This is a genomic window from Tepidibacter aestuarii (genome assembly GCF_934924865.1).
Taxonomy (GTDB): Bacteria; Bacillota; Clostridia; order Peptostreptococcales; family Peptostreptococcaceae; genus Tepidibacter_A; species Tepidibacter_A aestuarii.
Genome location: NZ_OW235315.1, coordinates 2,423,881 through 2,437,730 on the forward strand (window position 1 = coordinate 2,423,881; position 13,850 = coordinate 2,437,730).

Annotated in this window: 14 protein-coding genes and 1 other RNA gene; 3 read left to right on the forward strand and 12 right to left on the reverse strand. The window is 30.6% G+C overall.

Annotation, left to right across the window (positions count from 1 at the left end):
• Nucleotides 1–6 precede the first annotated feature (6 nt).
• Both ssrS and M2214_RS12045 read right to left on the reverse strand, forming a co-directional pair.
• Nucleotides 7–187, reverse strand: a non-coding RNA gene (ssrS, locus tag M2214_RS12040) — 6S RNA.
• A 98-nt stretch (nt 188–285) separates the two neighbouring features.
• Entirely contained in the window at nt 286–771 is a 486-nt protein-coding gene (locus M2214_RS12045) for a hypothetical protein (protein ID WP_248478523.1), read from the reverse strand.
• Between the two features lie 122 nt (nt 772–893).
• On the opposite strand from M2214_RS12045, the gene M2214_RS12050 reads away from it, so the two are divergent.
• The gene (locus M2214_RS12050) at nt 894–1,133 is read left to right on the forward strand and encodes a hypothetical protein (RefSeq protein WP_248478532.1); all 240 of its coding nucleotides are present in this window, start codon (nt 894–896) and stop codon (nt 1,131–1,133) included.
• 46 nt (nt 1,134–1,179) lie between these two features.
• Here the strand turns inward: M2214_RS12050 and M2214_RS12055 are convergent, their stop codons facing one another.
• From M2214_RS12055 to M2214_RS12070, 4 genes are read right to left on the reverse strand one after another with little or no spacing between them, the layout of a single operon-like run.
• Nucleotides 1,180–1,821: a cyclodeaminase/cyclohydrolase family protein gene (locus tag M2214_RS12055; RefSeq protein WP_248478540.1), complete on the reverse strand. Its 642-nt coding sequence runs from the start codon at nt 1,819–1,821 to the stop codon at nt 1,180–1,182.
• A gap of 17 nt (nt 1,822–1,838) precedes the next feature.
• Nucleotides 1,839–3,095 (reverse strand): imidazolonepropionase, encoded by a 1,257-nt coding sequence (gene hutI, locus M2214_RS12060; RefSeq protein WP_248478542.1) that lies wholly within the window; start codon nt 3,093–3,095, stop codon nt 1,839–1,841.
• Between the two features lie 8 nt (nt 3,096–3,103).
• The gene (ftcD, locus tag M2214_RS12065) at nt 3,104–4,000 is read right to left on the reverse strand and encodes a glutamate formimidoyltransferase (protein ID WP_248478576.1); all 897 of its coding nucleotides are present in this window, start codon (nt 3,998–4,000) and stop codon (nt 3,104–3,106) included.
• 14 nt (nt 4,001–4,014) lie between these two features.
• Nucleotides 4,015–6,039 carry a urocanate hydratase gene (locus M2214_RS12070; RefSeq protein WP_248478578.1) on the reverse strand — a complete coding sequence of 675 codons (2,025 nt, stop codon included), beginning with the start codon at nt 6,037–6,039 and terminating at the stop codon, nt 4,015–4,017.
• 167 nt (nt 6,040–6,206) lie between these two features.
• Here M2214_RS12070 and M2214_RS12075 point away from each other — a divergent pair, with 167 nt between their 5' ends.
• Nucleotides 6,207–7,508 (forward strand): UDP-glucose dehydrogenase family protein, encoded by a 1,302-nt coding sequence (locus tag M2214_RS12075; protein ID WP_248478580.1) that lies wholly within the window; start codon nt 6,207–6,209, stop codon nt 7,506–7,508.
• 317 nt (nt 7,509–7,825) lie between these two features.
• On the opposite strand, the gene M2214_RS12080 is transcribed toward M2214_RS12075, so the two are convergent.
• The 6 genes from M2214_RS12080 to M2214_RS12105 form a co-directional block, all read right to left on the reverse strand.
• A complete protein-coding gene (locus tag M2214_RS12080; protein WP_248478583.1) occupies nt 7,826–8,110 on the reverse strand; it encodes a DUF5316 family protein in 285 nt (94 codons plus the stop codon).
• 442 nt (nt 8,111–8,552) lie between these two features.
• A complete protein-coding gene (locus M2214_RS12085) occupies nt 8,553–9,710 on the reverse strand; it encodes a glycosyltransferase family 4 protein (protein ID WP_248478585.1) in 1,158 nt (385 codons plus the stop codon).
• Between the two features lie 14 nt (nt 9,711–9,724).
• A complete protein-coding gene (locus tag M2214_RS12090; RefSeq protein ID WP_248478589.1) occupies nt 9,725–10,717 on the reverse strand; it encodes a CotS family spore coat protein in 993 nt (330 codons plus the stop codon).
• A gap of 13 nt (nt 10,718–10,730) precedes the next feature.
• Nucleotides 10,731–11,762: a CotS family spore coat protein gene (locus M2214_RS12095; protein ID WP_248478598.1), complete on the reverse strand. Its 1,032-nt coding sequence runs from the start codon at nt 11,760–11,762 to the stop codon at nt 10,731–10,733.
• Between the two features lie 87 nt (nt 11,763–11,849).
• The gene (locus M2214_RS12100; RefSeq protein WP_248478600.1) at nt 11,850–12,095 is read right to left on the reverse strand and encodes a transcription initiation factor IIE; all 246 of its coding nucleotides are present in this window, start codon (nt 12,093–12,095) and stop codon (nt 11,850–11,852) included.
• A gap of 84 nt (nt 12,096–12,179) precedes the next feature.
• Nucleotides 12,180–13,118, reverse strand: a complete 939-nt coding sequence (locus tag M2214_RS12105) for an NAD-dependent epimerase/dehydratase family protein (protein WP_248478602.1) — start codon at nt 13,116–13,118, stop codon at nt 12,180–12,182.
• A gap of 39 nt (nt 13,119–13,157) precedes the next feature.
• Here M2214_RS12105 and cotE point away from each other — a divergent pair, with 39 nt between their 5' ends.
• Nucleotides 13,158–13,832 carry an outer spore coat protein CotE gene (cotE, locus tag M2214_RS12110; RefSeq protein WP_248478604.1) on the forward strand — a complete coding sequence of 225 codons (675 nt, stop codon included), beginning with the start codon at nt 13,158–13,160 and terminating at the stop codon, nt 13,830–13,832.
• Nucleotides 13,833–13,850: the final 18 nt, after the last annotated feature.

Consider the following 13,850-nt stretch of genomic DNA (forward strand, 5'->3'; position numbering starts at 1 on the left):
GAGCCTCTTTAATCCATTGCGCCGTATGCCTATTAAATTCACACCCGAGCTTCACCCAGGTGGGTATTCTGTCATCTGGCTCTAACTTCCTCTTCTAACAAGGCTTGTTATCCTCAGATAAACACGAACTCCCGTATACTTCATGTAGGTTGAATTTACTAGGCTATCACGTACGCCCCAGAACTTTTCAAACAATATTTTGTTCTTGGTATTATTATATACCAATCTGCACATTTTTAAAAGTATTTTTGTATTCCAAATTTTGATGTTTTTTATAATTTTTGTTTACTCCTCATCTGAACTTATCAGATTTTGTAGGAAATTCATATTTTTCATATCTCCCATGGCTTCAGACTGTATAAGCTCTTTGAACAATTCCATCTTTTTTTTCATATCCATGATTTTTGTTATACTATTTCTTTTATCTTCTGGAAAAACTTCTATAATTTCTTTTACCATCATATTTCTTCTATCTTTAATATCCATACTTCTGAAAAAATCACTCTCATCTATTTCTACACTTTCATTTATGTTGCTTAATTTTTTTATACCTCTTATTAAATCTAACATACTCTCCGCCTTGTTCACTATGACCTTTTCGTCTGGTTTCATATATTTTTTGCTTCTCATTAGCATTTCTATTCCTCTTTCTAAACCTTTTTCATTTAATTCTGTTCCTCTAAAGTTCTCAAAAATATCTTTTTCACTATCTAAAAGTTTGTCTCCGTTAAGCGCAAGCACGGCCAAAGCTATAATCATCTTATTATTCAATATAATTCCCCTCCTATACTAATAAATAGTACTCTTCACTTTATATACTATGTATATTAGTCAAAATTTGTTACTTATTTTTACTAAGTTTGCATATATTATTTATAAAGGGGGGATTGAATATGAAAATAGATGAAAAAAAACTTAAAGATGCCAATGTCGATAAGGAAAAACTAAAGAAAATGAAGGAAAAGGTTAAAAAGGACTATGAAGGAAAAAGCGAAGATGAACTTATGGAAGAGTTAAAGAAGATTTCACAAAAAATAGATAACAAGGATAAAATATTGAAAAAATTAAAGCCTTTATTAAATAAAAAACAACAAGAAAAATTAGATAAAATATCCAAGCAGTTAAACAAATAAAGAGCCCATATGGGCTCTTTGTTTGTTTATATAATCACATAACTTTTTAAACTAACTTTTCATGTACTCTTTTTAGTACGCAGTCCTTTATTTTAGAACCTTTTAATATCATATCTTCACACTCAGATCTTTTCTTTTGTACAAATTCACCATCGTTAAGTCCACATAAATTTACCTTAACATTCAGTATTGCACCTTCAAGTCCAGTGTATAAAAGAAGATTTCCAACACCTAAATCAGTTATAGCATTTTGATTTCCATAATCAACAAAATACTCCATAAGCTCAAGTGCATCTAGTGAGTTTTTAGCTGTTTCAAAAGGAACATCTATAGACCCTATAGTAGCATCTTGTATAGCTTTTTTTCTTATACTCTTTTGTTCATCAGTTTCTTTTGGAAGCTTAAATGCCTTCATAACTTCATTAAAAGACTCTGTATCCTTATCTACAAGTTCTAAAAGATTATCTCTTATTGAGCCTAGCTTTTCGAACTTTTCTTTAAACTCTTTTTTTATATCTTCATCTAAAGCTTCAAATTTTTTCTTTCCAAAGCTTAAGTTTCCCATCATTCTACCAAGGCTTATTCCTATATTAGAAGCAAGAGCTGCAACAGATCCTCCACCAGGAGCTGGAGACTTAGAATCTACTTCATTAGAAAAATCTATAACCTTCATATCTATAAGCTTCACTCTATAACCCCCTTCTATTAATACACAACCCTCTTATTATCTACAACTAATTTTCCTTCTTTATATACACTATGTGTATGGTTGATTCCAAAATGGTACATTATATAATCTACATTAGGAGCATCGAATATAACTAGGTCTGCCTTTTTTCCTACCTCTATAGATCCAATTTCATCCGCTTTATCAACTGAATAAGCTGCATTTATAGTTACAGCAGTTAATACTTCATTTGGAGTCATTTTAAGTGCTAACGATCCTAATTGCATTATAAACTGTATGTTTTCAGTTGGACAACTTCCCGGATTGTAATCAGTTGATAAGGCAATAGGTACTCCATGTTCTATCATTTTTCTAGCCTCTGCATAATTTTTCATAAGGCTAAATGATGTTCCAGGAAGAATATTTGCAATAACGCCATTCTTGGCCATAAGGTTCATGCCTTCTTCGCTAGCTGCCATTAGATGATCTGCCGATATTGCCCCTATTTCAGCCGCAAGTTCTGCTCCTCCTATTGATACTATCTCATCTGCGTGAAGCTTAACCTTATATCCATATTCTTTAGCTTTATTTAATATTTTTCTAGTTTGTTCTACTGAGAAAACTCCCTCTTCACAGAACACATCACAAAACTTAGCTAAATCTTTTACCTTTGGAAGCATGTCTATTATTATATCTACAAATTCATCTGGATTTTCCTTGTACTCTTTAGGTACCGCATGAGCTCCTAAAAATGTAGATACTATATCTACAGGATGACTTTCATTTAATTTTTTGTTCACTTCAAGCTGTTTCTTTTCTGTATCAAGCTCAAGCCCATATCCACTCTTTGATTCAACAGTAGTTACACCGTATCCAAGCATTATATCAAGACTCTTTTTAGCTTTGCTGTAAAGCTGATCTAATGAAGCTTCTTTAGTAGATTTAACAGTGCTAAGTATTCCTCCACCCTGTTTTAATATATCTATATACGGAACACCACTTATCTTTAAGCTAAATTCATTCTCACGAGATCCTCCATGAACCAAATGAGTATGAGGATCTATAAGTCCTGGTGTTACAGTAAGTCCCTTTGCATCATGTATCTCAGTGTTATCTCCTATTAATCCTTCTATTATATGTCCTTGTCCTATATACGATATTTTTCCATCCTTTATAGCTACATATGCATTTTCAAGTATCTCAATATTGTTCATTTCTTCTTTTATTCTAGGTTTATTAACACCTCTCATTGTTGCCAAGTGCCCTATATTTTTTATTATTAAATCTGCTATCATTTTATCACCTACTCCATAAGTCCAGTTTCTAATATCTTATCCATACCAAAGTTCTCAAGCCCTAGATAATAAGCTGCAGTGTCTGCTATAGCCTCCATAGGAACTAAACCTACAACTTCACTACCCATAACATTTACACCGTATCTTTTAGCTTCCATTCTAACTGTTTCAAATACTCTATACATACTAGTCTTAGTGTAATCTGTTAGATTCATAGTAACTTGAACCATTTGTCTTTCTGGTATTTCAACAGGGCCAGCCTTGCAGAATCTAAATCCTCCATTTGAATGTCTTATACATCTTGCTATCTTATTAGCTATTTCTATGTTTGTAGTATCAAGATTTATATTGTATGCTATAAGCGGCATTCTAGCTCCAACAGCAGTAATTCCAGCAGTTGGATGTATCTTATTTTCACCAAAATCTGGATGCCAATTAGGATCTTGTAATTTTTCACTCATTCCTTCAAATTGACCCTTTCTAACTGTTGCAAGATTTTCTCTATCTGGTTTTGTAGCTGCTTTTTCATATAAAAATACTGGTACTTTATGCTTTTCCCAAACATCTTTTGCACAAGAGTTTGCAAGTTCAACTGCCTCATCCATGCTCATTTCCTTGATAGGAATAAATGGCACTACATCAGTTGCTCCCATTCTAGAATGTTGTCCTTCATGCTTAGTCATATCTATTACTTGAGCTGCTACACCTATGGCTTCTACAACTGCATTTTTTACAGCCTCTGGCTCTCCAATTACAGTAACAACTACTCTATTGTAATCTTTATCAGCTTCATAATTTAAAAGCTTAACACCTTTTTTCCCTCTAAGAGGATCTACTATTTTTTCTATCTTATCTAAATCTCTACCTTCACTGAAGTTTGGAACGCATTGAACTATTTTAGCCATAATTTTTCCTCCTGTTATTCAAATTTATTATCAACTAAACTTCTTACAAGTTCATCACTAGCTATATAAGGAAGTGTTATATGATCTGTACCCTTATTGTTTTGGTTGTATTCAATACTTGTAGTTATAGAATTTTGGTTTCTTGCCCATGATCTTCTTGCAACTCCACCCATAACATCCCATGGCATAGCCGCATTTAATATATCATCTACTCTCTTACTTCCATCAAGTACCATTCCAAATCCACCATTTATAGATTTACCAATACCTACTCCACCACCATTATGTAGTGCTATAAGGCTCATACCTCTTGCAGCATTTCCAGCAAAGCAGTGAGTTGCCATATCAGCCATTATATTACTTCCATCTTTTATATTAGAAGTCTCTCTAAATGGAGAATCTGTTCCTGATACGTCATGGTGATCTCTACCTAACATTACAGGTCCTATCTCACCATTTCTAACCATTTCATTGAATTTAAGAGCTATTCTAGTTCTTCCCATAGCATCTTGATATAATATTCTTGCTTGTGTTCCAACTACTAATTTATTATCATGTGCATCCTTAATCCATATATAGTTGTCTCTATCTTGATATCTTCTATCTGGATCTATACAATCCATAGCAGCTTTATCAGTTTTTAATAAATCTTCTTCTTTACCACTTAAGCAAACCCATCTAAATGGTCCATATCCAAAGTCGAATAATTGAGGTCCTAATATATCTTCTACGTATGAAGGGAATATAAATCCATCTTTTTCATCTACTCCATTTTTAGATATTTCAACAGCTCCTGCATCATATACTGCCTTCATAAAGCTGTTTCCATAATCAAAGAAGTATGTTCCATTTTCATGTAGCTTTTTAATAAGTTCAAAATGATGCTTTAAAGTTGAATCTACAAGTTCTACAAATTTAGCTTTATCCTTACCTAAAAGCTCAGTTCTTTCTTCGAATGTAAGACCTTGAGGACAATATCCTCCATCATATACTGCATGGCATGATGTTTGGTCTGAAAGTAAATCTATTTTCACATTATTGTCAACTGCATATTCTAAAAGATCTACTATATTTCCATGATAAGCGATTGCACACTTTTCTTTTTTATCCATATATTTTTTAGCTACATCAAAGGCCTCTTTAGCTGTTTTCGCAACCTCGCTTACCCAACCTTGTTCATGTCTAGTTTGAATTCTTGAATAATCAACCTCAGCTATAATCCCTACTCCATTGGCAATCTCAACAGCCTTACCTTGTGCTCCACTCATTCCACCAAGACCTGATGTTACGAATAGTTTTCCTCTTAAGTCACTCTTTTCATCAAGTCCTAATATTAATCTTCCAGCATTTAATAAAGTAGAATATGTACCATGAACTATACCTTGTGGTCCAATATACATCCATCCTCCGGCTGTCATTTGTCCATAGTTAGCAACACCAAGTGCCATGGCTCTGTGCCAATTTTGCTGATCATCAAACATTCCAATCATAAGAGCATTGGTAATTATAACTCTTGGAGCTTTAGGATTTGATCTAAAAAGGCCCACAGGATGGCCAGATTGAATAACAAGAGTTTGATCAACTGTAAGTTCTTCAAGATACTTCATTATAAGTCTATATTGCATCCAATTTTGGCAAACTTGTCCTGTTTCTCCATAAGTAACAAGTTCATAAGGATATAGCGCTATATCAAAATCTAAATTATTATCTATCATCACCTGAAAGGCTTTACCTTCAATACACTTTCCCTTATATTCCTCTATTGATTTAGCCTTTATGTTTCCGCTCGGTCTAAATCTATATCCATATATTCTTCCCATAGTTAAAAGCTCATCTAAAAATTCAGGAGCTAATTTTTCATGTAAATTCTCCGGTATATAACGAAGCGCATTTTTTAAAGCAAGCTTAGTTTCTGCTTTATTTAAAGTAAATTCTCTCTTTGGTGCTCTTCTTATATTTGGCACAAATTCAGGCATGTCATAAAATACATCATCAAGTTTTATCGTCATCCCATTAGAAATATCAATATTAGATATCATAAAAAACTCCCCCTTATAATTTTTTACACTTTAATCTAAATATCTTTAACTTAAATTATATGAATTTATCGTCTATAAAACGTCTAATTTATCACATCAACTATAATTTTCCATATACTATTATAGTAATAGTCAAAAAATAAATTCTGACCAAGAAGGTGATCTGAATGAACATTTGTGTAATAGGTGCTGGTTACGTAGGGCTTATAACGTCTGTATCATTTGCTAAAATGGGAAATAACGTAATCTGTGTTGAAAAAAATATAGAAAAAGTCGACAGTCTAAATAAAGGTATTCCAACTATATACGAAGAAGGTTTAAATGATTTATTAATTGAGTGTTTAGAAAAAGAAACTATAAGCTTTACAAATAATTTGGAAGATAGCATAAAAAAATCTGATATTGTATTCATAGCTGTTGGAACTCCATCCCTTGACAACGGAGAAGTGGATATGAATCAAGTATATGAATGTATAAAAGAAATATCTAAGTATATAGATAGATATAAAATAATAGTAAACAAAAGCACTGTTCCCGTTGGCAGTCAAAAATATGTAAAAGATTTATTAATTAAAAATGGAGTATCTTGTGACAAATTTGATGTAGTATCTAATCCCGAATTTTTAAGAGAAGGAAAAGCTCTATACGATTTCTTTTATGGAGATAAGATAGTAATAGGACATGAATCTCAAAAGTCTAGAAATATAATGAATTTATTATATAAACCATTCAATATACAGACTATATTCACATCTCCAGAAACTGCTGAGCTTATAAAATACGCTTCAAATGCATTTTTATCCACTAAAATATCATTTATAAATGAAGTTGCTAATTTGTGTAATAAAGTAGGCGCTGATATAGATACAGTATCTATGGCCCTAGGACTTGATAAAAGAATATCACCTGAATTCTTAAAACCAGGAATAGGATATGGTGGATCTTGTTTTCCAAAGGATACTGTAGGACTTATTTCAATCGGGGAAAAATACAACTGCCCATTTGAAATAGTAAAAAGTGCAGTTAGTGTAAACAACAAGCAAAGACTTATTCCAGTTGATATATTACTTGAAGAATACCATGATATAAAAGATAAGACAATAACACTTTTAGGCCTTACATTCAAAAGTGGAACAGACGATATAAGAGAAGCTCCATCTTTATATATAATAGAAGAACTATTAAAAAAAGGTGTAAAAATAAATGCATACGATCCTATGGTATCAGATGAGATAAAAGAAATATATCCAAATATAAACTATTTTAATAATATGAATGAATCTATATTAGGATCAGAATGTATTATTATTTGTACAGATTGGGAAGAATTCAAAGATATTGATTTAGACTTTGTGAAGGATAATATGAAGGAAGCCTTTATAATAGACGGAAGAAATATGTTGAGTTTAGATGAAGCTAAGAAAAGAAATATAAAGTATTACTCAATAGGTAAAGGATATACAAATTAAGTTTTTTAAGACCTAGCTACCTAGATTTCATAAAAACGAAATCTGGGTTCTTTTTTTTGGTCTGTGGGTTATCAAAACTATCTATAAAAATACCGTAAATGTAGCGATATTTTTATAGATAGTTTTTTTATATTACTTCTTATTAGTATAAAATTGCTCTTCCCCATAAAAGAAAAGATTTTTTATAGAAAATAATCATTTAAATTCATGGTAAACCTAGATAGATAACATTTTAATAAGCTTCATTTTTGATAGTCTAATAAATCATATGATTTTCAACTCTTTCAGTAACATTGATAATAAAATAAAACTATCATTTATTTAATAACAGTATAATAAAAAATCAAAATAACAATACTTGGGATTCCAAACAAAATCAGATTTCCTGTTCTATCCAGTCTTTCATGTCTCTCATCGCTACTTTCAAATTCTGTTCTACGATAGATATTATCACTTATTAGCCCTGATACAATTGCTCCAATTCCTAAACTTCCAAAGCCTATAATTGAGGTTGCGTAAATAAAAAACTTTTCACTTCTAGTTATTAAATAGATAATAATAACTAGACATTCCACTACAAATCCCCATAGAATTTTATTCATATATATTATTCCCCCTTTTACTCCCATCATCAAATACTTTCATAATATTATATATTAAATTCCGTTATATACTTCACAAAAATATATAATTAATTGTTTTACTCCCTTTGTATACATACTTATAATGAAAATATTATGACTTTATCATAACATTTTTGGAGGGAATTATTGAGAAGATTAATTATTATAAATCTATATAAATATTCAGAACTACACTTACAAAATACAGGGTATTAAAATGTTAGCAAATAATTTAAATATTTTTTATAAAACTTGTATTTCATCGTTTGAATATACGTTAAGAAAGTTCGTTGTCTGACCGTTAGGGAGTTTAGAACTTTTAGTATATTCACTAAGATGGAATACTTAGTTTTGTTAAAATATTTACCATATTTGCGGTATTTTAATACCCTGTATTTTACGATTAAGAACATATATTCAATTATTTATAATATTTCTTTTCAACACTATCAAATAGTCTTAACAACCTATTAGCAATTACATTCCAGTTATGATACTCTTCAACAAATTCTCTTCCAGCCTTACCCATTTCAATAGATTTTTCTTCATTTTCTATCAAATATTTTATATACTTACTAAACTCATCTGGGTTTGTGTAATCATCAATTGCAAATCCATTTACTCCTTGATTTATTACCTCTGCATTTCCGCCCCTGTTTGTTGTTATCATAGGAAGAGCACTTGCCATGGCTTCATAATGCACTCTAGCAAGAGGTTCTTGCCATTGAGATGTACAAACGAATAAATCACCCATATTATAGTACTTAGGTATTTCATCAGGAGTTAAAAATCCTGTAAATGCTATACTATCCCCAAGCTCTTGGGCAGCAGCCTGAAGGTTTTTTACATAATCATCAGTAGCATTGTTTCCATACCATTTGCTACCAACAAATATAAGTTTAGTATCTGGATAATCCTGTAGGACAATCTTCATAGCCTTTATTAAAACATCAGGACCTTTTTTCTTAGACAGTCTTCCAACATATATAATAACTTTTGCATTATCCTTTACATCATATTTTTTTCTCATATCAATTCTATCTTGTAAAACATCTTCACTCCAAAATGGTTTTATACGGTCTAAGTCAACAGCAGAATAAACCGCATTCATCTTTCCTTTAGCATTTGGATATAAATTTTCCACTCCATTAGCTATAAATTCACTTACAGTACATATAAACTCAACTCTATCTATGCATTCTACAGCTCTTTTAGCATCTATTTTTTTAGGCAAGAACATTTCATTATGAAGACTCAAGCTAAAAGGTGTATTAGGCAGACTACGACTAAGCACACGAACCCACTTAGGTCTATTAAACACATGAACAAGATCAAATTCATCTGTAAGATTTTCTTTTATATTGTTTACATACTCAGCTTTTGTTCTTCCAGAAACTCTTATATGAGTTATATTGCCATTTTCCTCTCTATCTGGTAGCTTGCTATTACTCAAGCTAAATACGGTTATATCATGATACTTTGATAAAATAGGAAGTAAATTAGTTATATATATTTGAATAGCTCCACTGAGTATAGGTGGTACTGGTAGCTTTTCCGTACATATAAATGCAATTTTCATATATACCTCCTTTCCTAGAACAAATCTTTTAATAAACTCACCTTACTAAGCTCCAATTTTGCTATTGACTCTATCTTATTAGCACTAACACTCTTATTCTTCTTATACAAGTTCTTAACATCGCCAAAGAACCAATGTGGATATAATAAATCTATCTTTAATATTTCTAACATCTCGGGAGATAGCTTATTGTACTGTTCATAGTAAGATAAAGTTGTCTTTATTACATTTTCTTTCCATCCCCCTCCCTTTTGCATCTTCTTACCTATTATTTTTCTAAGATCTCTTATAACCAAATCATATGTTACACCATCAAGATCTATAACATATGGACCACCCTCTGAATAAATAACATTTCCAACACCATAATCCTGATGACATAAAGTAAATTCATGAAGATCATTATTACAGATTTTAAAATAAGCTGATTTTTCAAGCATACCTATACTAATATCAGCAAGTTCTATTATAGAGTCTATATTATCAAAATACGCTTTATGAGATTTATTATTTAAATTATTAGATGCCTCGTCCTTCCACTTTAGCATTCTCTTTTTCATAGACTCATACTGATCTTTCCATTTTCCTATTTTTGATGATACTTTAGCTTCTTCAGGAGGTATATAACCTATAGAATCTATATGGAACTTAGCAAGAGCCTCCATCGCTATTTTAAAATCCTCTGCTTTACCAAAGTTCAAATCCTTTGACTCTATCCATTCGTATACTACGAATAACTGCTCATTATATTCTGTTAAAGGCTCTTCATCATTATTTAAATATATACTCGGAACATGTCCCCCTTTATTTCGGATATAGACTTGTGCATTCACCGAAAATAAAGCTCTCTCCTTGCTGTGTCTAAGTCTTTTAAGACATATTGTTTTTCCATTGTAATCAAACTTCCAGATAGTTTTAAGTCCACTATTTTGAATTATTTTAAACTCATCTACTTCCATACCATAATTTAGTAAAACATCCTTAGCCAGTTGATTTAAAGTTGACATTTATATTCCTCCCTTATACCGGAATAATATCTTCAAAATTATTTATGATAGGTTCTACGGATTTTTCAATAGATATCATTTCTTTTAACCTCTTGACGTATTTTTGCTCTGTCCAAGTCTTTTCTCTTCTCTCATAATACTTGCTCATTATTCCTACGAATAAATGAGGATATGTCAATGTAGGCTTTAAAACATCCCATTGATAATCTTTTAAAGGATTTTGCTCATTGTACCATTTTAATATATTCTTTGTTAGTTCATAATCCCACCCATCATTTTGTCTCTTCATTATCTTATTTAATATCTTTCTAATATCTCTAAGAGGTATATCAATAGTCAAAGAATCAGTATCTAGTATATATAATCTTCCAGTATTCTCTAATATACAGTTTCCAGCTGTAAAATCTTGATGGCAAAGACCTCCTATTTCTTCTACCTCTTTTACCCAATCAATATAGGATTTCTTATAAAAACCATCTATAGCACTATTTATTCTTTTATAAAAATGAGGATATTCCTTTAATATAATCTTTCCAAACTCAGAATGTTCATTTTTATTAAGCTCCACATTATAATATTTCTCTAGTTTGTGCATTTCTTTTTCATACTTTTCTGTCCAAAGTCCAAGGTGAGTTCTAACCTTATAATCCTCTCTTGGATTAAATCCCCTAGATGCCTTATGAAATCTTGCAAGTTCATGTATTATTCTTCTAACATTTTCATCACTTGAATAATTAAGAGTAGATCCATCAATTGCTTCACTTAATACAAAGCATACTCCATCCTTTATAACATAATCATCTCCTAATCTAGTTTTTATTATATTAGGTATATAAACTCCATTACTATTTAAATGGTTAATTGCATCTATAATAAAATCTAGTGTCTTATCTGAAAAAGATTGCTTTTTAAGTATCTTATATCCCTTATCAGTATTAATCCACCAAACACCTTTTTTCCCTTTATATGATTCTAATTTAATACCTTTAACATTAATATCATATTCCTTAAGAACAGGAGTTATATCTTCACCTTTACTTGGCATATCCTTTCCTCCTTCAGTCTCATGAATTTCTTTAAATATAAAATTAATGGGGGCTCTCGCCCCCCTTTATAGACTTAAACTTAATTTTTAAAATTCAATTTCTTCTTCTTCTTCTTCAAATTCTTCTTGGTTTGCCCAACTTATTTTAACAGAATAAGATCCTTCTAATTCATCATTCTCATACTTTACCTTATATACTAATTCTTTATCATCAGGAAGTACTACTTTTTCGCCTTCTATTTCAAGTATTTCTCTCATTAATTTTGAATAATTATCCTTTAAGAATACATATAAATCTTCTTTACTTCCTATATATTTTTCTTGATATTTCATTTTATAAATCCCCCTTTAAATTAAATTTTATTAGCTTTTAATTTATTGCTCTCTATATTATATTCAATGTATCAAATTGTGTTACTATAAATTTAAATTTTTAATATATTTTATTTGCTCATATATCCCTTTTTCTATATCAAACTTGCATTCATATCCTAAATACTTCTTTATCTTACTTATATCAGAGTACGTATCCTTTACATCTCCCTTTTCAAAATCCAAATAATTTATATTAGCTTTTTTACCTATAATATATTCTATTATTTTTACTACATCTATAAGTTTTATTGGATTTTGACTTCCAACATTAAATATATCTGATTTGATATCTGAATACGCAGCTTTTATATTAGCTTCTACTATATCATCTATATATGTGAAGTCCCTTCCCTGCTTACCATCTCCATATATATATATTTCCTTGTCATATAATATATTTTTTATAAATGTACTTATAGCCATCTCCGGTCTTTGTCTTGGTCCATAAACTGTGAAATATCTAAGAGATATAACTGGTAATCCATAGTTTTTGCTATAAAGATCACATAAGTTTTCTGCTGCAAGCTTAGTAACTCCATACGGAGAATACGGCTTTGTTATTTGCGTTTCCTTCATAGGAATAGCATCTGTGTTTCCGTATACTGAAGACGATGAAGCATATATTATCTTTTTTATATCAAAATTTTTAGATATTTCTAAAAGTTTTTGAGTTGCAGATATATTATTGTATATATACTCTTCGAAATCATATCCCCAACTTCCCCTTACTCCAGGCTGACCAGCCTGATGGAATACGTAATCCACATCTAAATACTTTCTCAAATCACAGGTTACTAAATTTTCACTTATCAAAGTAAATCTGTGATTTGAAATTAAGTTTTTTAAATTAAATTCTTTTATATCTCTAGAATAATAATCAGTAAAAGAATCTATCCCTACAACCTCAAATCCTTCCTCTAATAGTCTTTCACTTAAAGTAGATCCTATAAAACCTGCACATCCTGTTACAAGTGCTTTCAAAATATCAACCCCCTCAAATTAAGTATTTACTATACTTATATGCATTTATTTAAGTCTAAGTTCAAAAAAATATTAATTTTAATATCACACTTTTATTCGAACTGGAATAATATATATAAGTATAGAGAAGGAGGGGGTATTATGGATAATAAGTATAAGAAAGAAAAGCGCATAACAACTATTATCACTAATACAGTTTGCGGTAAAAAGACGCAATTATGTCAAAATACTATAACTTTAGATGTTGATGATATTGTACTACCTACTCAAATTTTAGGTTCAGCTATTAGAAATGCTCATATTGAAGATAGTAAAATCGTTGATATATCTAATGATTTTATGGTAGTAAATGTTACAGGAGAATTTGAAGTTCACGTTTGGTATGAAGAAAACGACAGTACAAATGTAGTGAAAAGCTATGAACAATTTTCACAAGACTTATCTATCCCAGTGATTGAAGGTGTGGATTATTACAGTAAAAGAATACTGCCTAAGCTTTCCAAAAAGCCAGTATCACTAGGAGCAATGATTATAAATAAGTCTGGATGCCCTACTATTTCTATAGAAGTAGAGTATGAAATTAAAATCGAAGTAACAGGAGAGGCTCGTCTTAATGTTTTATGTTATTTAGACGAAAAAGAATGTCAATGTGATAAGAAAAAATTAGATTTTTGCTTTGATGACGATGATGACGATGACGATCACGACGACTAAATATTAAGAGCATGTAAA

Excerpts from the sequence above, each read along its gene's own strand:
- M2214_RS12050 (WP_248478532.1), top strand. The coding sequence starts at position 894 with ATGAAAATAGATGAAAAAAAACTTAAAGATGCCAATGTCGATAAGGAA.
- hutI (WP_248478542.1), bottom strand. The coding sequence starts at position 3,095 with ATGATAGCAGATTTAATAATAAAAAATATAGGGCACTTGGCAACAATG.
- ftcD (WP_248478576.1), bottom strand. The coding sequence starts at position 4,000 with ATGGCTAAAATAGTTCAATGCGTTCCAAACTTCAGTGAAGGTAGAGAT.
- M2214_RS12070 (WP_248478578.1), bottom strand. The coding sequence starts at position 6,039 with ATGATATCTAATATTGATATTTCTAATGGGATGACGATAAAACTTGAT.
- M2214_RS12075 (WP_248478580.1), top strand. The coding sequence starts at position 6,207 with ATGAACATTTGTGTAATAGGTGCTGGTTACGTAGGGCTTATAACGTCT.
- M2214_RS12080 (WP_248478583.1), bottom strand. The coding sequence starts at position 8,110 with ATGAATAAAATTCTATGGGGATTTGTAGTGGAATGTCTAGTTATTATT.
- M2214_RS12085 (WP_248478585.1), bottom strand. The coding sequence starts at position 9,710 with ATGAAAATTGCATTTATATGTACGGAAAAGCTACCAGTACCACCTATA.
- M2214_RS12090 (WP_248478589.1), bottom strand. The coding sequence starts at position 10,717 with ATGTCAACTTTAAATCAACTGGCTAAGGATGTTTTACTAAATTATGGT.
- M2214_RS12095 (WP_248478598.1), bottom strand. The coding sequence starts at position 11,762 with ATGCCAAGTAAAGGTGAAGATATAACTCCTGTTCTTAAGGAATATGAT.
- M2214_RS12100 (WP_248478600.1), bottom strand. The coding sequence starts at position 12,095 with ATGAAATATCAAGAAAAATATATAGGAAGTAAAGAAGATTTATATGTA.
- cotE (WP_248478604.1), top strand. The coding sequence starts at position 13,158 with ATGCATTTATTTAAGTCTAAGTTCAAAAAAATATTAATTTTAATATCA.